Raw genomic sequence first — 18,974 nt, 5'->3', positions numbered from 1 at the left:
GTAGTCCATGCACATCCGGCCGGTCTCCCCCGTTCTCGTGGTCATCGCCCACGGCAGCCGTGACCCTCGGCACGCCGCGACCGTGCACGCCCTGGTGCGGCGGATACGGTCGCTGCGCCCGGGGCTGCGGGTGGAGACCGGCTTCCTGGACTTCAACGTCCCTTCCGTGCAAGGGGTGTTGGAGTCCCTGGCGGCGGAGGGCGTGCGGGACGTGGTGGCGCTGCCGCTGCTGCTGACCCGCGCCTTCCACGCGAAGGCGGACATCCCGGCGGTACTGCGGGACGCGCCCCGGCGGCTGCGGATCCGGCAGGCGGAAGTGCTCGGCCCGTCACCGCTGCTGCGCTCCGCGCTGGAACGGCGGTTGTACGAGGCCGGGTTGACGCCCGCCGACAAGGCGTCGACGGGGGTCGTGCTGGCCTCGGCGGGGTCCACGGACCCGGAGGCGATCGGGGTGATCGACGCTGTCGCGCGGGAGTGGCGGGAGACCGGCTGGTACGCCGTGCGGCCCGCGTTCGCGTCGGCGGCGCTGCCCCGCACCGAGGACGCGGTACGGGAGTTGCGGGCGCTCGGCTGCGCGCGGGTCGCGGTGGCGCCGTACGTGCTCGCGCCCGGTTTCCTGCCGGACCGGATCGCGCGGGGCGCGGCCGGGGCCGATGTCCTCGCCGACGTCCTGGGTGACTCGCCCGAGGTGGCGCGGGTGGCCCTGGAGCGGTACACGGAGGCGGCCTCGGGCCACCGCCGGCTTCCGCTGCCGATGCTCAGCGCCTGACGGCGGGCGCGGGGCGCCGGGCGACCGGCGCATCGGGGCGCATCGGCGGGGTGGCGGCGGAGTGCCTGGGGAATGCCGGGGGGGTCGGGGGATGCCGGGGTGTGTCGGGGGGCCGGGGGAGGTCCGGGAGAGTTCCGGGGGGCCGGGGGGGGGAGTTCCGGGGGGAGTTCGGCGGTGGCGCAGGGCACGTGGCCGTACGTCGTGCGCCCCACGGCCACGCGTCACGCGCGCGCCGCACGCCCGCACGTCACGCCTCACGCCCACACGTCCACGCGCACGCCCCATGCGCACGCCCCGCACGCCCCGCACGCCCCGCGCCGCGCGCCCCACGCCAGAACCGGTGCCGTCATTGCTCCCGGACGGACGCGACGGCCTCGTCGGCCAGGCGCAGCAGGTCGGGGAGCGGGAGCGAGCCCGGCGGGCGGCGCTCGGCGGCGAACCGGTCGGCGAGGCGTTGCAGGAGTTCGTTCAGCGGGGTCGGGACGCCGTGCAGGCGGCCGAGCAGGGCGATCTCGCCGTTGAGGTAGTCGGTCTCGATGGTGCCGGCGGCGCGGGTGAGCGACTGCCAGGAGGAGCCGCCGCCGCGCGGGACGCCGGGCAGCGGCAGCTGGGCGATCTTGTCGCCGCGCACCGCCCGCTGTTCCTCCTCGCTCACGTGGGCGAGCCCCGCCGCGTCGAGGACGGCCGCGCCCTCCGCCCGTACCCGGGCGAACAGGGCCGTGGCGTCGTCGCCTTCGAGGGGCCCTGCGACCGCCTCCAGGGCGTTGCCGAGGTTGGCGAGCAGCTTGGCGTACCGCCAGCGTTCGACGTCGGCGGCGACCGGTGCCTCGAAGTGGGACACCTCCAGGTCGGCGGCGACCGCGCGGGCCGTCTCGTCGGTGCCGTGCGGGTAGCGTCCGATGTGCAGGATGCCGGTGAGCGGGGCTCCTGCGGCGGAGACGGTGCCGGGTTCGAGGTGGGTGGCGGGCAGCCAGACGCAGACGCCGTAGACGCGGCGGAAGACGCGCAGCGCGATGCGGGTGCTCTCGACGCCGTTCTGCGCGCACAGCAGCGGCAGTTGTTCGGCCGCGGTGCCGCCGCCCGCGACCGGGGCGCGCCCCCAGAGCCGTAGGGCTTCCTCGGTGTGCTGGGTCTTGACGGCGAGGAGGAGGACGTCGTCCGGCCTCAACTCACCCAGTTCGTCGGGGGTTTCGACGGCGGGCAGCCGGTGGGTGAACTCGCCGTCGGGCACGGTGAGTCGTAGTCCGTGCTGTCGCAGGGCGGCGAGGTGCGCGCCGCGCGCGACCAGTACCACGTCGTGTCCCGAGCCCGCGAGACGCCCGCCGATGGCACCGCCGACGGCTCCCGCTCCGATGATGATGTAGCGCATGGGAGGAGCCTCGCACAGGGGCTAACGCGGTGGGTGGGTGAGTTCCGCGAGCTTGGTGACGGTGTTCCAGTTGCGGGTGGTGGCGATGAGGCCCTTGTTGACGCGGGGGCGGGAGAGCGCCTCGGCGAGTTTGGAGCGGCCGAGGCCGTCGGGGGCGTAGAGGTACAGGGCGCGGTCGCCGAGGCGGAACTCCTCGGGGAGGTGGGTGTCCCGGTCGAGGTCGGTGAAGCGGGCCGGGTCGACTGGCGCGGAGAAGTAGGTGACGTGGAGTTGCCTTGGTTCGAGTTCGGCGGCCGGGAAGGGGCAGTCGTCGACGACCGCGGTGAGGTAGGCGTGGTCGCGGACGATCACGTCCACCGGGAAGCCGAATCGTTTCTCGATGGCTTCGGCCAGCTCGGTGGCGAGGGTGCCTTCGTCGCCCCGGCCGGTGGTGAAGACGGCCTGGCCGCTCTGGAGGTGGGTGCGGACGCCGTCGTGCCCGAGGCCCTCCATGAGCTGTCGCAGCTCGGCCATCGGGAGTTTCTTCTTGCCGCCCACGTTGATCCCGCGCAGGAGCGCCGCGTACGTCGTCGTCATGCGCACACCATAAGTCGGCCGTCGCGCCCCGCGGGGGTGGGCACGGCGGCCGGCCCGCACGCGGCGGGCCGCCGTGCCGGGCGTGCCGCCGTGCCGGGCGTGCCGGGCGTGCCGGGCCCGCCGGGGACTCTCGCGGATCGACGGCCGGCATCGGCTCCCCCGCCCGGCCGCGACCTGTCCGGCACCCTCGCGTCAGCGCCCGGCCGGACCCTTCCCCGGGAACCGGCCGCCCCCGAGCCCTGACGTCCCGGTACCGACGGCGTCTGCCGCGCCGACCCTGAGAGCCAGGGCGCCGCGACCCGGAGACGGGCCCTTCCGGACCCCGATAGATGTAGGGGCCCCGGGTCCTCCCCGCCGGGGAGGGGGTGCCGTCCGGACGGAGGAGCCGGGGGCGGGCGGTGTCACCGGGCAGCACGAGGTGACGCGCTTATCCCGCACATACCTTCGAAGCGGAGGTGACGGCAGGGGGCTGTCACCGTGCACAAGGGGGCAGGCCCGGCATGGGGAACGGACAAGCGCGGGTGCGGGGCATCGCCGCGCGGGCCGGCGGCTGGAGCGCCAGGCACAGATGGGCGGCGGTCGGCATATGGGTGCTGTTCGTCGTCCTGGCGACGGGGCTCGGCTCGGTGGCGGGCCGGGTCGACGTCAAGGACAGCGACCAGTTGCGGGGCGAGACCCACACCGCCACGAAGATCATCGAGGACGCCGGGATCGAGGAGCCCGCGGGCGAGACGGTCCTGGTCCAGGCGGAGGGCGACGGCGTCAAGGCCACCGACGCCGGGTTCCGGGCGGCCGTCGAGGCGGTCGTGAAGGCCGTCGAGGCCACCGGCGAGGTGACCGACGTGACCTCGCCGTACGACAGCGGCACCGTCTCCGAGGACGGACGGAGCGCGCTCGTCCAGTTCGACATGCGGGGTGACTCCGACACCGCGGGCGAGCGGGTGCGGCCCGTCCTCGACGCGGTCGCCGGGGTCCAGAAGGAGCACGGCGCGCTGCGGATCGAGGAGATCGGCGCCGCCAGCATGAACAAGACGTTCGACGACGCGTTCGGCGACGACTTCCAGAAGGCGGAGCTGTCCGCGGTGCCGGTGGCGCTCGGCATCCTGCTGATCGCCTTCGGCGCGCTGGTCGCCGCGCTGCTGCCGGTGGCGCTCGCGATCACCGCGATCGTGGCGACGATGGGCCTGATGGGCGTCGTCAGCCATGTCCAGCCGATGAGCGACACCGCCAACTCGGTGATGTTGCTGGTCGGTCTGGCCGTCGGCGTCGACTACTGCCTGTTCTATCTGCGCCGGGAGCGCGAGGAGCGGGCCGCGGGGCGGGACGCGGCGACGGCGCTGCGGATCGCGGCCGCCACCAGTGGCCGCGCGATCGTCGTCTCCGGGGTCACCGTGTGCGTGGCGATGGCGGGCATGCTGTTCACCGGGATCTCCGACTTCGAGGCGATGGGCCTGGCCTCGCTGATGGTGGTCGCGGTCGCCATGGCCGGCTCGGTGACCGTGCTGCCCGCGCTGCTCTCGCTGCTGGGCGAGCGCGTCGAGAAGGGCCGCATCCCCTTCGTGCGCCGGGCGATGGAGCGGCGGGCCGCGCGGACCGGCGGCGAGAGCCGGTTCTGGCGGGCCGTGCTGCGACGCGTGCTGGCGAAGCCGCTCGTCTCCGTGGTCGTCGCGACCGGCGCGCTGCTCGCCGTCGCCGCGCCCGCCGTCGGCATGAAGACCCAGAACCTCACCCTGGACCAGGAGTTCGGCGACTCGCTGCCGATCGTGCAGACCTACAAGCGGGTCAACGCGGCCTTCCCCGGCGGCTCCGAGCCGGCCGAGGTGGTCGTCAGGGCGAAGGACATCAACGCGCCCGAGGTGAAGTCCGCGCTCGCCGACTTCCGTGCGCGGGCGGTCACTTCGGGTGCCTCGCGCGGCCCGGTGGACATCAGGCTGCACGACGCGCAGAACGTCGCCCTCGTGTACGTGCCGCTGGTCGGCGGCTCCGACCTGGACGCGGCGGGCGCGAGCCTGAAGAAGCTGCGGGACGAGGTGCGGCCCGCGACGCTCGGCAGGGTGGACGGGGTGCGGGCGCCGATCACCGGACAGGTCGCCGGATCGCTCGACTTCAACGCCCAGTTGGCGGGCGCGGTCGTCCCGGTCTTCATGTTCGTGGTGGTGTTCGCGTTCGCGCTGATGCTGCTGTCGTTCCGCTCGCTGACGGTGGCGGCCACCTCGATCGTCCTCAACCTGCTGTCGGTGGGCGCCGCCTACGGCATCCTCGTCGCCGTCTTCCAGCACGGCTGGGGCGCGTCCCTGGTGGGCGCCGAGGGCGTCGGGGCGATCATCTCCTGGCTGCCGCTGTTCCTGTTCGTGATCCTGTTCGGCCTGTCGATGGACTACCACGTGTTCGTCGTCTCGCGGATCCGTGAGGCACGGCTGCGGGGCCGCTCCACGCGGGACGCGATCGAGCACGGCGTGGTCACCACGGCGGGCGTCGTCACCAGCGCGGCCGTCATCATGGTCGCCGTCTTCGCGATCTTCGGCACGCTGTCCATGCAGTCGATGAAGCAGATGGGCGTCGGCCTGGCCGCCGCCGTCCTCATCGACGCGACGGTCATCCGCGGTGTGCTGCTGCCCGCCGTGATGGCGCTGCTCGGGGAGCGCAACTGGTACTTCCCGACCTGGCTGCGCCGGCTGCCCGACCTCACCCACGACGAGGAGCCCCCGCGCCCGCCCGCGCGCCCGGCGGCCCGTGACGACGAGGGCGAGCCGCTGCGCGTGTGACCGGCCGTCGTCGGCGGCAACCACTCCTGAACGAGAGCCCGTTGGTGTCCCGGGGGGACCAACGGGCTCTCCCCTGTCAGGAGTCGGCCGGCCGGGCGCCCCGGTCGCCGCCGGGCAGCACGCGCCCGGCCCGGTGCGGGAGTTCGGCCTCGATCAGGTCGGCCGCCCGCCGGGTGCCGCCCTCCCGCGCCATCTCGGCCCGCACGCGCTCCAGCCTGCGGGCCGTCTCGGCGTCGTCGACCAGGGCGAGGGCGGTGGCGCGCAGGGTCTCGGCGGTCGCGTCCTCGGTGTCGATCCTGCGGGCCACCCCCAGCTCCTGGAGCAGGTCGGCGTTGCCGAACTGGTCGACCGCCTGCGGGACGGCGATCATCGGGGTGGCCGTGGCGAGACCCTCCTGACTGCCGCCCGCCCCGGCGTGCGTGACGAACAGGTCGGCCTGCCGGAGAATCGCCAACTGCGGCACCCAGTCGTGCACTTCGACGTTGGCCGGGAGGTCCCCGAGCGCGGCCGGGTCCACGTGCCTGCCGATCTGGAGCACCAGGTGCCAGCCGGGCAGCTCCCCGAAGCCCCGCACGCACTCCCGGTAGAAGGCGGGCCGGTCGGTGAAGGCCGACCCCAGCGACACCAGGGCCACCTTCTCGACGCCTGGCGGGCGCCGCCAGTCGCCCTGCGCGGCCCGCTCGCCCTGGCAGGCGCCGACGAAGGTGTACACGCGTTCGTCGACCCGGTCGGCGTGCGGCTGCAACGCGCGCGGGATCAGCACCAGCGACCGGTCGGGTCTGCCGGTGAACGGGTCGGGGTCCTGGGTGATGCCGTTCTCCCGGAGCCAGGTCCGGAAGCGGGCGTAGTACGCCCGGCCGCGCTCGGTGCGCCGGGGCTCGGCCCACAGCGGTTCGGCGACCTCCTCCTCGTAGCCCTCCCAGGCGACGAGGTTCGGGGAGAGGGAGACCGCCGGGACGCCCCAGCGGTGGGCGAGGACCCGGGCCGGATAGGAGGTGATGTCGTGCAGCACCAGGTCCGGTTCGTCGCCGTCGTACGCCTCGGCCAGTTGGGGCAGCGCCTGGACGGCGTCGGCGAGGAAGGGCTCGACGTGGTCGAGGAGGGTGGTGCCCCAGGCCGCCGGGTCGTCGTCGGGCGACGGCAGGATGGAGTGCCAGGTCCTGGGTTCGGCGCCGGTCTCGGCGACCTTGTCGGCGAAGACCGGCGGGATGGCGTACGTGACGCGGTGACCACGGCGGACGAGTTCGCGGATCACCTCGATGCTCGGGTTCACGTGCCCGTGGGCGGCGATGGAGAACATGGCGATGTGGGCTGGGGTGGTCATGGCAGCGACCGTAGGCGAGACGATACGTCTCGTGCAATGTGTTTTGCCGTGCGCCGGCGACGGGCGGGGGCAGGTGCCGTCGGCCCGGGGGCGGTGCGGGTGCGACACTGACCGGCGACGCGGGCGACGGAGGCCGACGGCGCGTCACCGGACGCACCACCAGCACGGATCAGGAAGACGGAGGCGGACGATGGACGAGGCACGGGCCCGGGAGGTACTGGCCGCGGCGGAGGTGCTGCCCCGCTCCGCGGGCGAGGCGCGGCTGCTCGCACTGGGCGAGAACGCCGTGTTCGCCGCCGGTGACCTGGTGGTCAAGGTCGGCCGCGACGCCGAACTCCTGGACCGGGCCCGCCGCGAACTGTCCGTCGCCCTGTGGCTGGCCGAGGCCGAGGTCCCCGCGGTCCGGGCGGCCCGCCCCCAGCCGCTGCTGGTCGACGGGCATCCGGTGACCGTGTGGGAGCGGCTGCCCGACCCGGTGCGCCCGGCCGGGCCCGGCGATCTCGCCGGGCTGCTCCGGCTCGTGCACGCGCTGCCCGCCCCGCCGTTCGCGCTGCCCGCCCGTGAACTGCTGGGCGGGGTCGAACGGTGGCTGCGGCTCGCGGGCGACACCGTCGACCCGGCGGACGCGGCCTATCTGCGGGAGCGCCGGGACGGCTTCGCCGCCGCCGCGGCGGCGCTCACCCCTCGGTTGCCGCCCGGCCCCATCCACGGCGACGCCCTGCCGCGCAATGTGCACGTCGGCGCGGGCGGTCCCGTCCTGGTGGACCTGGAGACGTTCTCCACCGATCTGCGGGAGCACGACCTGGTGGTGATGGCGCTGTCCCGGGACCGGTACGGGCTGCCCGCGGAGGCGTACGACGAGTTCACCGGGACGTACGGCTGGGACGTGCGGGAGTGGGCGGGCTGCTCGGTGCTGCGCGGCGCCCGCGAGACGGCAAGCTGCGCGTGGGTGGCCCAGCACGCCCCGAACAACCCGAAGGCCCTGGTGGAGTTCAGACGCCGAGTGGCGTCCCTGCGCGACGGCGACGAATCGGTGCGCTGGTACCCCTTCTGACCCCGCACCCGCCCCGGGACACGCCCCGGCGGCGCACATCTCACCCAGCGACCCGCTCCCCTCGCGGCCTTGCGCCCCGCCCCGCACCCCGCCGAGGAACCCCGGCTCAGGACACCGCCTCGTCCGCCGGTTCGCGGAGCGGCCACGTGGTGTCCACGGTCGCGTCCGCCTCGCCCTTGCGGCGCAGGAAGTCCTGGAAGTCGGCCGCCCACTCCGCGTACCACTCGATCTGCCGGCGGTGCAGCTCCGCCGGGCCGAGGGCCGCGATCTTCGGATGGCGCTCGGCTATCGCGGTGGCCAGCCGGGCGGCGGCGAGGGCGTCGGCGCCGGCCTCGTGGGCGGCGTCGAGCCGGACGCCGTACTCCGTGCAGACGGCCTCCAGGTTGCGTTTGCCGCGGCGGTAGCGGTCGACCCGGCGGTCGATGGTGTACGGGTCGATGACGGGCGCGGGCTCCCGGCCGCCGAGGCGCTCGCGCAGCGACGGCAGCCCGTGCCGGCGCAGCTCGGCGGCGAGCAGGCTCAGATCGAAGGCGGCGTTGTACGCGACGACCGGGACGCCCGTCTCCCAGTAGCCGGTGAGGACGTCGGCGATGGCGTCGGCGACCTCGTCGGCGGGGCGGCCCTCGGCCACCGCGCGGGCGTTGCTGATGCCGTGCACGGCGACCGCGTCCGCCGGTATCTCCACGCCCGGGTCCGCGAGCCATTCGCGGTGTCCGCGCTTCTCTCCCGCCGTCACCTCGATCACGGCGCCCGTGACGATACGTGCCTCGTGCGGATCGGTCCCGGTCGTCTCCAGGTCGAAGCCGATCAGCAGCTCCCGGTGCCAGCCCATGCGTGGCCCCCCTTCTCGGTGGTGCGTTCCCCCAGTGGTCCCCACCCTGCCATGGGCCACTGACAATCAGAGGGGCGCGTTCCGCTTCGCCGGGGGGACAGGTCAGGACACGGGGCGCGAATCCACCCAGGCCGTCTCGAACTCCTCGCGGTATGTGGCGAAGAGTCCGATGTCGTCCGCCTCGTCCGACTTCACGACCCGGTTGCCGTTGCGCAGGACGAGGACGGGCGCCTCCATGCCCCGGGAGCGGCGCAGGTAGGACTGGACGACGGCGATGCCGTCCGGGCCGTCGCCGTCGACCAGGTAGGCGGTGACGCGCGGGGTCTCGTCGTAGACCTGGATCTCGAAGGCGCCCGGGTCGCGCAGCCGGGAGCGGACCCGGCGCATGTGCAGGATGTTCATCTCGACGGCGCGGCTCAGCTCGCCGCGTTTGATGCCGAGTTCGCGCTCGCGGCGCTTGACGGCGCTGGAGGCGGGGTTGAGGAACAGCAGCCTGACCCGGCAGCCGGCCTCGGCGAGGCGGACCAGGCGGCGCCCGGAGAAGTTCTGCACGAGCAGGTTGAGGCCGATGCCGACGGCGTCGAGGCGGCGGGCGCCGCCGAAGATGTCCTCGGCGGGGAACTGCCGCAGCAGGCGGACCCGGTCGGAGTGCACGGCGACGACGTCGGCGTACCGTTCGCCGACCAGGTCCTCGACGGCGTCGACCGGCAGCCGGCCGGCGGAGGGCACGTCACCGGCCGAGCCGAGGGTCTCCAGGATCCGTGCGGAGGCGCGTTCGGCCTGGCCGAGGACGGCTTCGGAGAGGGCGCGGTTGCGGGAGACGACGTTGCGGGTCACCTCCAGCTCGTCCAGGGCGAGTTCGACGTCGCGGCGGTCGTCGACGTAGGGCTCGAAGCACGGCCAGTGCTGCACCATCAGTTCGCGCAGCTGGGGCAGGGTGAGGAAGCTGAGCACGTTGTCGTCGGCCGGGTCGAGCAAGTAGCCCTTGCGGCGGCTGACTTCGCGGACGGCGACCGCGCGCTGCACCCACTCCTGGCCGGCCGGTCCGGCGGCGGCGACCACCCAGTCGTCGCCGTGGACGGGTTCGTAGACGGGGCGCAGCACGGCGGCCACGACCGCGCGCAGCCGCTGTTCGACGAGGTTCAGCCAGATGTAGGCCCGTCCCGCCCGCTGGGCGCGTGTGCGCACCTCGCGCCAGGCGTCGGCGTCCCAGTCGAGCTCCGGGCCGATGGAGGTGGTCTCCATCGGCCGGGCCAGGGACACCGTGCCGGGCGGGACTTCTGTGGAGTTACCCTCGCGACTCTCGTCGCCAGGGGGCAGCTCCAGCCCTCCCGCGCCCACCCGCGCACCGCCTTCCGCTCCCCCGAGCAATCCCCGTCTCCAATGATCAAGGAAGGGTACTCCGGGAGCGGTCGGCGGTGCAGCCGGATGGACAGGTCGTTTCTCAACTGCGCGGTGTGACTTGTCCGTTCTGGTCGGCCAGGGCGGCCGGCGTGAGCGGGTTCATGGCGGTGACATCACGCGGGGCGATGGAGAAGCCCTGCCAGTGGACCGGCATGGGCTGCTGGTCCTCGTCCCGGGCGATGTGGTGGAAACCGACGTTGACCCAGGTGATGGGGTGGGTCAGGGTCTGTCCGTTCACCCAGGAGTCCACGGACTTGCCGTGTCCCGACGGGCAGGCGCCGGTGTTGTTGCTGGCGAACTGCTCGCACTTGTCGTACTCGGTGAAGTACACGTCGTGCTTGGTGAAGGAGCGGCCGAGGAACTTGGTGGTGGCGCCCGGCACGATCTCGTAGGAGCGGGCGTGGCCGTCCTTGTTCTTGCCGGTCGCGCTGACCATCCGCCACCAGCGGTAGTTCTTGGCGTCCCCGGCGAGTTCCTTGGTGACCTTGGTGACGGTGGTCCTGTTGGTGGGGGCCTCCTGGCCGCGGGCGGGCGCGGTGACCTTGGAGTCGTACTGTTCGACGCGGCCCTTGGTGGAGCCGTCGAGGCCGAAGTCGAGCCGCCAGAAGACGTTGTGGCTGTGGCTGGTGGCGTAGGACTTGGGGCCCTTGCCGATCGGCCAGCCGCGGCCGTCGCCCGCGTCGTAGTCGCCGGGCGAGAGGCTGCCGGTGGCGCCGACGTTCATGTTGAGGGTGCCGTCGTCCTGGAAGCGCCACTCGGTCATGTACTCGTACCAGCCGACCTTGTTGACGGTGTAGATCAACAGGTCCTTGCCCTGCTGCTGGTACACCTTGTTGCCGGTGTCGGCCTGCATGCGGTACGCGTGGCCGCGGGACCTGGTGGTGGCGCACAGGCCCTTGATGTCGGGGCTGTCGGAGTAGAACGCGTCGGGGACCTTGACGGTCTTGATGGTGCCGCCGGGGCACTCCGCGGCGTTCATGTTGACGAGGCCCTGCGCGAAGCCGAAGCCGGTGAGGTCGTCGTACTCGACGCTGCCGTCGTCGTAGGGGACGTCGATCTGGCCGAGGCGGGCGCTGTTGAGGACCTTGATGGGCTTGGTCTCGCCCTTGGGCTGGTAGGAGATCTTCTCCAGGACCAGTCCCGCCTTGCTGTCGTAGTGCCAGCACATCCGCCAGGTGGTGCCGGTGGAGAGCTTCTGTTCGATGCGGTAGGCGGCGCTGCAGTCGGCGGCGGGCGCGGCGGCGGCTCTCGGCTGCCGCTGGGGCTGGGCGTCGGCGGGCCCGGCGCCGGCCGTGGCGCCCACGGCGAGTGCGGCCACGGAGACGCCGAGGGCGGCCCGGCCGCGGGCACGGCTGATGCTGTTCACGCGCATGGAGAGGTGACTCCCTTACAGGAGGGGCGAGTTCGGGAAGAGGACCAGGCCGGGTCAGTCGCGGCCGAGCGCGACGACGGTGCGGGCGCTCAGGTCGATCACCAGGTGGCGGGCGTCGATCCAGGGGCCGTTCTTGACCTTCGGGAACAGCCGCACGCACCGGTGGTCGCCGCACGCGTCGAGCTGCGCGGGCTGGGCGCCCTCAGTGGCCCGGTAGACGGCGCCGTTGACCAGCAGCTGGCCGGGTGCGGTCAGGGCGGTGCCGGTGGCGTCCTTGAAGTCGGCCTTGAGTCCCGCGCCGAGCGGGTCGGCGATCAGGAGCTTGGTGGCCTCGTCGAACTCGGCCCTGCTGAGCGGCGGTTGGACGCCGTGCTGCCGGGTGGTGTGCTCGACCTTGCCGGTGGCCAGGTTGACGGTCTTGGTGACGAGGGTGTCGTCCTTGTAGTCGTAGAACGCGACGTCGGCGCGGCGCGGCGCGTCCGCTCCCGCCTGGTCGCCGTTCTCCGGCTCGGCGAGGTCCACGGTCAGCCGCTGCGGGCCGCGGCCGCCCGCCACGTTCTGGGTGGCGGCGAACATCGGCGGGTCGACGGCGATCTTCTCGACGCGCTTCAACTCGTCGTCGGTGAGCGGGTCGCGGCCGGTGCCCTTGGCGCCCTCGGCCGGCGCCCGTTCGACGACGGCCTGCGGCACCACGTCGCCCTGGCCCTGTCCCGGCTGTCCCGCGGCCTGTCCCGCGGTGCCCGCCGCGCCGGCTGCCGTGTCGTCGGCGCCCGCCGTCCCGGGCAGCGTGACGGCGACCATGACGGCCGTCCCGGCCACCGCGATCGCCGCACCGGCCACCACCTTGCCCAGGTGGCGATGGACTATCGTGCGCACATTTTCCCCCTGCTCCCCCTGCGATCCCGGGAGTACGGCCCCTGAGATCCCGGGAGTACGTGTCTTCCCCACACATTCGGCACCGCCGGTGTGCGGTGGTCAGGCCGCTCACCGGGTATGCACTGGTCGAAACGTAAGAGGGATGTAAGTCGTTAGCGGTTCCATCACTTTCGAGGAGACTCGGAAGCAAGGCGCGTACGGGGGCGCGCTCGACCTGGAAGAGTCATGACATGCAGGTCTGGCCTGGCGAGGCGTATCCGCTCGGTGCCACGTACGACGGCGCCGGAACCAATTTCGCGGTCTACACGGAGGCCGCGGACCGAGTAGAGCTGTGTCTGCTGCACGACGACGGCTCGGAGACGGCGGTGGAACTGCGCGAGAGCGACGCGTTCGTACGGCACGCGTACCTGCCCGGCATCATGCCGGGGCAGCGGTACGGGTTCCGGGCGCACGGACCGTACGCGCCGGAGCGCGGGCTGCGCTGCAACTCCGCGAAGCTGCTCCTCGACCCGTACGCGAAGGCCGTCAGCGGCTCGGTCGGCTGGGGCGAGGAGGTGTACGGCTACCACTTCGGCGAGCCCGAGAGCCGCAACGACCTGGACTCGGCGCCGCACACGATGGCGTCGGTCGTGATCAACCCGTACTTCGACTGGGGCGACGACCGGCGCCCGCGCACCCCGTACCACCACACGGTGATCTACGAGGCGCACGTCAAGGGCCTCACCATGACCCACCCGGGGCTGCCGGAGGAGGTGCGCGGCACCTATGCGGCGCTGGCCCACCCGGCGGTGATCGAGCACCTGGTGGAGCTGGGCGTCACGGCGCTCGAACTGATGCCGGTGCACCAGTTCGTCAACGACCACCGGCTGGTGGACATGGGCCTCAACAACTACTGGGGCTACAACACGATCGGCTTCTTCGCGCCGCACAACGCGTACGCCTCCTGGGGCGACCGCGGGCAGCAGGTGCTGGAGTTCAAGTCGGCGGTGCGGGCGCTGCACGAGGCCGGCATCGAGGTCATCCTGGACGTCGTCTACAACCACACCGCCGAGGGCAACCACCTCGGTCCGACGCTGTCGTTCCGCGGCCTCGACAACCCGTCGTACTACCGTCTGACGGACGACGCCCGCTACTACATGGACACCACGGGCACCGGGAACTCGCTGCTCATGCGGTCGCCGCACGTCCTCCAGATGATCATGGACTCGTTGCGGTACTGGGTGACCGAGATGCATGTCGACGGGTTCCGCTTCGACCTCGCGGCGACGCTGGCCCGGCAGTTCCACGAGGTGGACCGGCTGTCGTCGTTCTTCGACCTGGTGCAGCAGGACCCGGTGGTCTCCCAGGTGAAGCTGATCGCCGAGCCGTGGGACGTCGGCGAGGGCGGCTACCAGGTGGGCAACTTCCCGCCGCTGTGGACCGAGTGGAACGGCAAGTACCGGGACACCGTGCGGGACATGTGGCGCGGCGAGCAGCGGGCGCTGGCCGAGTTCGCGTCCCGGCTGACGGGCTCCTCGGACCTCTACCAGGACGACGGGCGCCGGCCGCTCGCCTCGATCAACTTCGTGACCTGCCACGACGGTTTCACCCTGCACGACTTGGTCGCGTACAACGACAAGCACAACGACGCCAACGGCGAGCAGAACCGGGACGGCGAGAGCCACAACCGGTCCTGGAACTGCGGGGTGGAGGGCGACACCGACGACCAGGAGGTGCTGGAGCTGCGGGCCCGCCAGATGCGGAACTTCATCGCGACGCTGATGCTGTCCCAGGGCGTGCCGATGATCAGCCACGGTGACGAGTTCGCGCGCACCCAGCGCGGCAACAACAACGCCTACTGCCAGGACAACGAGCTGGCGTGGGTGCGCTGGCCGGGCGGCGAGGGACCGGAGGGCGGCGGGCCGGACGTCGGTCTCGCGGCCTTCACGCGGGCGATGGTGTGGCTGCGCAAGGACCATCCGGTCTTCCGCAGGCGGCGCTTCTTCCACGGGCGGCCGGTGGAGGGCACCCACGACGAGCTGTCGGACATCGCCTGGTTCACCCCGGAGGGGCAGGAGATGACGCGGCGGGACTGGGACTCGGCGCGGGCGTCGGCGCTGAGCGTGTTCCTCAACGGCAACGCGATCTCCGAGCCGGACGCGCGCGGCGAGCGGATCACCGACGATTCGTTCCTGCTGATGTTCAACGCCTCGCCGAAGCCGCTGGACTTCGTGGTGCCGACGGACCACGGCAGGCAGTGGCGGGTGGTGGTCGACACCGCCCTGGAGAACGGCGTGCCGCCCGGCGAGGGCCGGCGGGTGGGGGCCGGTGAGCGGCTGACCCTGGTGGACCGGAGCATGACGGTGCTCCAGCGTGGCGATGACAGGAAAGGCGGCGGGGCGGGTACGTAGGTTCCCATGACATCTGAGCGCCCAGAGCCCGTCGTGCCCACGGCCACCTACCGGTTGCAGCTCCAGCCAGCGTTCCCGTTCGCGGCGGCGGCCGAGGCCGTGCCGTATCTCGCCTCGCTGGGCGTCTCGCACCTGCATCTGTCGCCGGTCCTCGAGGCGGTGCCCGGTTCGACGCACGGCTACGACGTCGTCGACCACGGGCGGGTGCGGGCGGAGCTGGGCGGTGAGGAGGGGTTGCGGGCGCTGTCCGGGACGGCCAGGGAGCACGGGCTCGGGCTGATCGCGGACATCGTCCCCAACCACATGGCGATGGCACCGCGCCACAACCACGCCCTGTGGGAGGTGCTGCGGGAGGGGCCGGGGTCGCCGTACGCGCGCTGGTTCGACATCGACTGGGAGGCGCGCGGCGGGCAGCTGCTGCTGCCGGTGCTCGGCGGGCCGCTGGGCACCGAGCTCGACGCGCTGCGGGTCGACGGTGACGTGCTGCGCTACCACGATCACGCCTTCCCGCTGCGCGAGGGCACCGCGTCGCTGCCGCTGCCGAGGCTGCTCGACGCCCAGTGGTACCGCCCGGTGTGGTGGCGGCTGGCCCGCACGGAGCTGAACTACCGGCGGTTCTTCAGCATTTCGGAGCTGATCGGGGTGCGGGTCGAGGACCCCGAGGTGTTCGCGGCGACCCACGCGAAGACGCTCCAACTGCTGCGCGAGGGCGTCCTCGACGGGCTGCGCGTAGACCACCCGGACGGGCTCGCCGACCCGGACGGATATCTGGCGCGGCTGCACGAGGCGAGTGACGGCCGCTGGACGGTGGTCGAGAAGATCCTGGCGGCCGGTGAGCCGCTGCCGCCGTCCTGGCCGGTCGCGGGCACCACCGGCTACGACGCGCTGCGGCACGTCGACGGGGTCTTCACCGACCCGGCGGGTGCCGGTGAACTCCTGGGCGGCTACCGGCGGTTCGCGGCCCCGCAGACCGACAGGGGCGGCGAGTGGGGGGCGACGGTACGGCGGGCCGCGTACAAGGTCCTCACCTATGAACTGGCCGCCGAGACGGACCGGTTGGCCCGCACGGCGGCCCGGCTGTGCGCCGCCTCGTCCGATCCGGCGCTGCGCGACCGGGCGCCCTGGGCGCTGCGCACGGCGCTGGAGGAACTCCTCGTCAGGCTGGGCGTGTACCGGCCCTACGAGTCGGGCGACACCGCCTCCGTGGTCACCGAGGAGGCGGCGGCCGAGGCCCGGCTCGCGTTCGTGGTCCCGGCGGAGGCGGGCGCCGTCGACGTGGTGCGCGACCTGGTCATCGGGCTGGCCTGCCCGGGTGCGGAGGGCGCCGAGTTCCGGGCCAGGTTCGCGCAGACGGCGTCCGCGCTGCGGGCCAAGTCCGTTGAGGACACGGCGTTCTACCGCTATGTGCCGCTGCTTTCGGCGACCGAGGTGGGCGGCGATCCCGGCAGCCCCGCGGTCTCCCCCGCCGAGTTCCACGCCCACTGCGCGCGCGTGCAGCGCGACTGGCCGTCCACCGGGACCGTCGTCACCACCCACGACACCAAGCGGAGCGCGGACGTCAGGGCGGCGCTCGCGGTGCTCACCGAGTGCCCGGGGCGCTGGGCGGACGCCGTGACCGCGGCGACCCGCGCCGACACGGGCGTGCCGGACGGGCAGGTGGCGTGGGCGGCCTGGCAGACCCTGTTCGGCCTCGGCGAGCCCGACCTGGAGCGCATCGGGCCCGCGCTCCTGAAGCATGTCCGGGAGGCGGGGCTCTACACGAGCTGGACGGAGCAGGAGGCGGCCTACGAGGAGGCGGTGACGGCGTTCCTCGCGGCGGGCCCCTGCGGTCCGCCCGGCCGTCATGTGACCGCGCTGCGGGCCGCGTTGGAGCCGCATGTGCGGGCCAATGTGCTGGGCACGGCGCTGCTTCAGCTGACGATGCCGGGGGTGCCCGACCTCTACCAGGGCAGCGAGGCCGAGTACCGGGCGCTGGTCGATCCCGACAACCGGCGGCCGGTGCGGTTCCCGCCGGCTGAGCCGGGTGAGAAGGCGGCGCTCACCGCCGCCGCGCTGCGGCTGCGGGCCCGCCGGCCGGAGGTGTTCGGCGACACCGCCTCGTACGCGCCGCTGACGGCCGAGGGCCCGGCGGCGGCGCACTGCCTGGCGTTCGCGCGGTCCGGGGAGGCCGTCACCGCCGTCACCCGGCTGTCGCTGCGGCTGGCGGAGGCGGGCGGCTGGCGGGACACGTGTCTGACGCTGCCGCCGGGCCGCTGGGCGGACGCGCAGGCCCCGGAACGGGAGTTCACGGGGCGCACGCGGGTCGCGGACCTCTTCGGGCGGGTGCCCGTGGCGCTGCTCGAGCGGGTGTCGCCCGGGTAGCCGCGCCGCCGGGGCGGGGCCCGTCGCGCCCTGCCCCGGCCGGGTTCAGGCGGCGGCGGAGCGGCGGGCGCCGGGGAGGCCGTCGAGGGCGAAGACGGCTCCGGTGCGGGCGGCGAGCAGGCAGGCGTTGGAGAACGTCCGCCGGTAGTGGACGGAGCGTCCGTTCCAGCGGCCTCGGGCGTCGGCGGTGACCGGCGCGTAGAGCGTCGAGCAGTAGACGTGCCGTTCGGGAAGGGCGTCGATGTCGCCCTTGGCCGCGGCGAGTTGGGCGCACGCCTCGGCGGCGCGGGCGTGGCCGCGGGGCGGGGCGCAGGCCAGCAGGGTGCCGCGGGTGTCGGCGGCCTCGGCGTCGCCCTTGACGACCGTCAGATAGAGGTGGTTGCCGGGGACGGCGTGCCGGGCGGTGGTGGCGCCGACCGGGGTGGCGCAGCCGAGGAGCAGGGCGAGGGCGGCGAGCAGGGCGCCGCGCGCGGGGCGTGAGGTGAGCGCGGTGCGGGCGGCGGAAGTCGCGTGCGACGTGTGCGCGAGGTACGTGGTGTTCATTCCCGGTGCATCGGCACCGCGGCCTCCGGACCCCAGCCCGGGTCACTCGAACGGGACGGGACGGGCGGGTGGCGCAGGGCGAGTTCGAACGCGGCGAGCACTACCCGGGTCTGGTACTCGGCCTGGCGTGCGACCGGTATCCAGCGGGCGCCGCAGCGGTCGCGGTAGTCGGCGCACCAGGTGTCGATGAGCCGGTCGAGGACGGGCCCGACCTCGGCCGGGTCGTGTCCCGTCCGGGTGACGAGCTGGTGCAGGAGCCCGGCGGTGCGCAGCACGAGACGGCGGGCGGAGATGCTCAGGGCGGCGAGGTGGCCGCCGCTGAGCGGCGGCAGCGGGCGGGCGCCGTCGGCGATGTCCGGGTCCCAGGCGTCGGCGAGTCCCGGGCAGACCAGAAGGTAGTCCTCGACCAAGGCGAGCAGGCGGGGCGCGTCGGGGACACCGGCCAGGTGCGGCCGGAGCCGCGCGGCGATCGCCGCCAGGAGCCGGATGTCGGCGCGCAGACTGTGGCTCGCGGCGCGCAGCGCGGGGGCCGGGTCGGCGGGCGGTGAGCCGTCCTCGACGGCGGCCACCCCCCACATCGGTGCCTCGACGACGGCGGTGACGGTGCCGTGCCTGCAGGGGTGGAGCCAGGTCGACTCGACGGCCGCCTCGGTGATGGCGGCGGCCAGGTCGCCGAGGCGGGGCGGCGGGATGCGGTAGACCGCGGGGCCGAGGCTCGGCCAGTACAGGGCGTCGTAGGAGCCGAGTTCGCGCGGTATGCCGAGGCGGGCGGCGGTGTGCGCGACGCGCCGGGCGAGGCCGGGCAGGTCGTGGGTGAGTTCGACGAAGCCGCCGCCGACGTCGACGCCGTGCAGCGAGCACTGGAGGAAGGGCCGCAGTTCGTCCTGGAGGCCGAGCAGGGCGCGGGTCTCGGGGAGGGCGGCGGCGTCCGCGCCCGCGGGCAGCCACTCGGGCTGTTCGAGGAAGCCGGGGCGGAAGAAGTTCCGGAAGTACCGGCCGAGGGTGTAAGGGCCCGCCAGCCAGCCCTCGTTGTGGCGCAGTCCGTCGGGGTCGACGCTCAGCAGCAGGTTCCAGGTGGCGTCGGCGCCCTCGGTGAACCGCGGTTGCGCCAGGACGCGTTCGGCGAGGCGCAGCGCGGTGACGCCGCCGACCGGTTCGTTGGCGTGCGGTCCTGCCACCACCAGGACCTGGCGGCTGCCGCGGCCGACCGAGAGCAGCCGCAGGGGGTGGCCGGCCCGGGAGGTGCCCACGCTGCGCAGCCTGGCCTCGCGCGGACGGCCGGCGACCAGGGCCGCTGCTCTCGCGCCGAGTTCGTCCACGGTGAGGTAGCGCGGGAGGG

At 73.5% G+C, this 18,974-nt stretch carries 13 protein-coding genes and 1 pseudogene; 5 read left to right on the top strand and 9 right to left on the bottom strand.

Features of this window, described 5'->3' with window-relative positions:
• The first annotated feature begins 7 nt into the window (after positions 1-7).
• Positions 8-769, top strand: coding sequence for a sirohydrochlorin chelatase (locus DDJ31_RS30100; RefSeq protein WP_127177251.1), 762 nt, complete (start codon positions 8-10; stop codon positions 767-769).
• Between the two features lie 346 nt (positions 770-1,115).
• Here the strand turns inward: DDJ31_RS30100 and DDJ31_RS30095 are convergent, their stop codons facing one another.
• Complete coding sequence (locus DDJ31_RS30095; RefSeq protein ID WP_127177252.1) at positions 1,116-2,138, bottom strand: ketopantoate reductase family protein; 1,023 nt, start codon at positions 2,136-2,138, stop codon at positions 1,116-1,118.
• A 21-nt stretch (positions 2,139-2,159) separates the two neighbouring features.
• Positions 2,160-2,714: a DUF1697 domain-containing protein gene (locus DDJ31_RS30090; RefSeq protein WP_127177253.1), complete on the bottom strand. Its 555-nt coding sequence runs from the start codon at positions 2,712-2,714 to the stop codon at positions 2,160-2,162.
• Positions 2,715-3,214: 500 nt separating this feature from the next.
• On the opposite strand from DDJ31_RS30090, the gene DDJ31_RS30085 reads away from it, so the two are divergent.
• Complete coding sequence (locus tag DDJ31_RS30085) at positions 3,215-5,479, top strand: MMPL family transporter (RefSeq protein WP_127177254.1); 2,265 nt, start codon at positions 3,215-3,217, stop codon at positions 5,477-5,479.
• 76 nt (positions 5,480-5,555) lie between these two features.
• Here DDJ31_RS30085 and mgt read toward each other — a convergent pair.
• A pseudogene (gene mgt / locus DDJ31_RS30080) lies at positions 5,556-6,876 on the bottom strand (macrolide-inactivating glycosyltransferase).
• Positions 6,877-6,993: 117 nt separating this feature from the next.
• On the opposite strand from mgt, the gene DDJ31_RS30075 reads away from it, so the two are divergent.
• On the top strand, positions 6,994-7,857 hold the full coding sequence (locus tag DDJ31_RS30075) for a phosphotransferase enzyme family protein (RefSeq protein ID WP_127177256.1): 864 nt from the start codon (positions 6,994-6,996) through the stop codon (positions 7,855-7,857).
• Between the two features lie 106 nt (positions 7,858-7,963).
• On the opposite strand, the gene DDJ31_RS30070 is transcribed toward DDJ31_RS30075, so the two are convergent.
• The 4 genes from DDJ31_RS30070 to DDJ31_RS30055 form a co-directional block, all read right to left on the bottom strand.
• Positions 7,964-8,689: a 3'-5' exonuclease gene (locus DDJ31_RS30070; RefSeq protein WP_127177257.1), complete on the bottom strand. Its 726-nt coding sequence runs from the start codon at positions 8,687-8,689 to the stop codon at positions 7,964-7,966.
• Positions 8,690-8,791: 102 nt separating this feature from the next.
• On the bottom strand, positions 8,792-10,030 hold the full coding sequence (locus DDJ31_RS30065; protein WP_127177258.1) for an SAV2148 family HEPN domain-containing protein: 1,239 nt from the start codon (positions 10,028-10,030) through the stop codon (positions 8,792-8,794).
• Positions 10,031-10,133: 103 nt separating this feature from the next.
• Positions 10,134-11,465 carry a copper amine oxidase gene (locus DDJ31_RS30060; protein WP_127177259.1) on the bottom strand — a complete coding sequence of 444 codons (1,332 nt, stop codon included), beginning with the start codon at positions 11,463-11,465 and terminating at the stop codon, positions 10,134-10,136.
• A gap of 54 nt (positions 11,466-11,519) precedes the next feature.
• Positions 11,520-12,341: a Tat pathway signal sequence domain protein gene (locus tag DDJ31_RS30055; RefSeq protein ID WP_127177260.1), complete on the bottom strand. Its 822-nt coding sequence runs from the start codon at positions 12,339-12,341 to the stop codon at positions 11,520-11,522.
• Positions 12,342-12,571: 230 nt separating this feature from the next.
• On the opposite strand from DDJ31_RS30055, the gene glgX reads away from it, so the two are divergent.
• A complete protein-coding gene (gene glgX / locus DDJ31_RS30050; RefSeq protein WP_127177261.1) occupies positions 12,572-14,731 on the top strand; it encodes a glycogen debranching protein GlgX in 2,160 nt (719 codons plus the stop codon).
• Positions 14,732-14,737: 6 nt separating this feature from the next.
• Entirely contained in the window at positions 14,738-17,092 is a 2,355-nt protein-coding gene (gene treY, locus DDJ31_RS30045) for a malto-oligosyltrehalose synthase (RefSeq protein WP_127177262.1), read from the top strand.
• Between the two features lie 45 nt (positions 17,093-17,137).
• Here the strand turns inward: treY and DDJ31_RS30040 are convergent, their stop codons facing one another.
• A complete protein-coding gene (locus tag DDJ31_RS30040) occupies positions 17,138-17,635 on the bottom strand; it encodes an SSI family serine proteinase inhibitor (RefSeq protein ID WP_127177263.1) in 498 nt (165 codons plus the stop codon).
• Positions 17,632-18,954: a M14 family zinc carboxypeptidase gene (locus DDJ31_RS30035; protein ID WP_127177264.1), complete on the bottom strand. Its 1,323-nt coding sequence runs from the start codon at positions 18,952-18,954 to the stop codon at positions 17,632-17,634. The genes DDJ31_RS30040 and DDJ31_RS30035 overlap by 4 nt, the downstream gene beginning before the upstream one ends.
• Between the last annotated feature and the right edge of the window lie 20 nt (positions 18,955-18,974).

It is taken from the genome of Streptomyces griseoviridis (assembly GCF_005222485.1).
Taxonomy (GTDB): Bacteria; Actinomycetota; Actinomycetes; order Streptomycetales; family Streptomycetaceae; genus Streptomyces; species Streptomyces hintoniae.
This window is presented reverse-complemented; position numbering and strand designations above follow the sequence as displayed.

What these genes read in the sequence shown, in the direction of transcription:
- DDJ31_RS30100 (WP_127177251.1), top strand. Translation starts at nt 8, where the DNA reads ATGCACATCCGGCCGGTCTCCCCCGTTCTCGTGGTCATCGCCCACGGC.
- DDJ31_RS30095 (WP_127177252.1), bottom strand. Translation starts at nt 2,138, where the DNA reads ATGCGCTACATCATCATCGGAGCGGGAGCCGTCGGCGGTGCCATCGGC.
- DDJ31_RS30090 (WP_127177253.1), bottom strand. Translation starts at nt 2,714, where the DNA reads ATGACGACGACGTACGCGGCGCTCCTGCGCGGGATCAACGTGGGCGGC.
- DDJ31_RS30085 (WP_127177254.1), top strand. Translation starts at nt 3,215, where the DNA reads ATGGGGAACGGACAAGCGCGGGTGCGGGGCATCGCCGCGCGGGCCGGC.
- DDJ31_RS30075 (WP_127177256.1), top strand. Translation starts at nt 6,994, where the DNA reads ATGGACGAGGCACGGGCCCGGGAGGTACTGGCCGCGGCGGAGGTGCTG.
- DDJ31_RS30070 (WP_127177257.1), bottom strand. Translation starts at nt 8,689, where the DNA reads ATGGGCTGGCACCGGGAGCTGCTGATCGGCTTCGACCTGGAGACGACC.
- DDJ31_RS30060 (WP_127177259.1), bottom strand. Translation starts at nt 11,465, where the DNA reads ATGCGCGTGAACAGCATCAGCCGTGCCCGCGGCCGGGCCGCCCTCGGC.
- glgX (WP_127177261.1), top strand. Translation starts at nt 12,572, where the DNA reads ATGCAGGTCTGGCCTGGCGAGGCGTATCCGCTCGGTGCCACGTACGAC.
- treY (WP_127177262.1), top strand. Translation starts at nt 14,738, where the DNA reads ATGACATCTGAGCGCCCAGAGCCCGTCGTGCCCACGGCCACCTACCGG.
- DDJ31_RS30040 (WP_127177263.1), bottom strand. Translation starts at nt 17,635, where the DNA reads ATGAACACCACGTACCTCGCGCACACGTCGCACGCGACTTCCGCCGCC.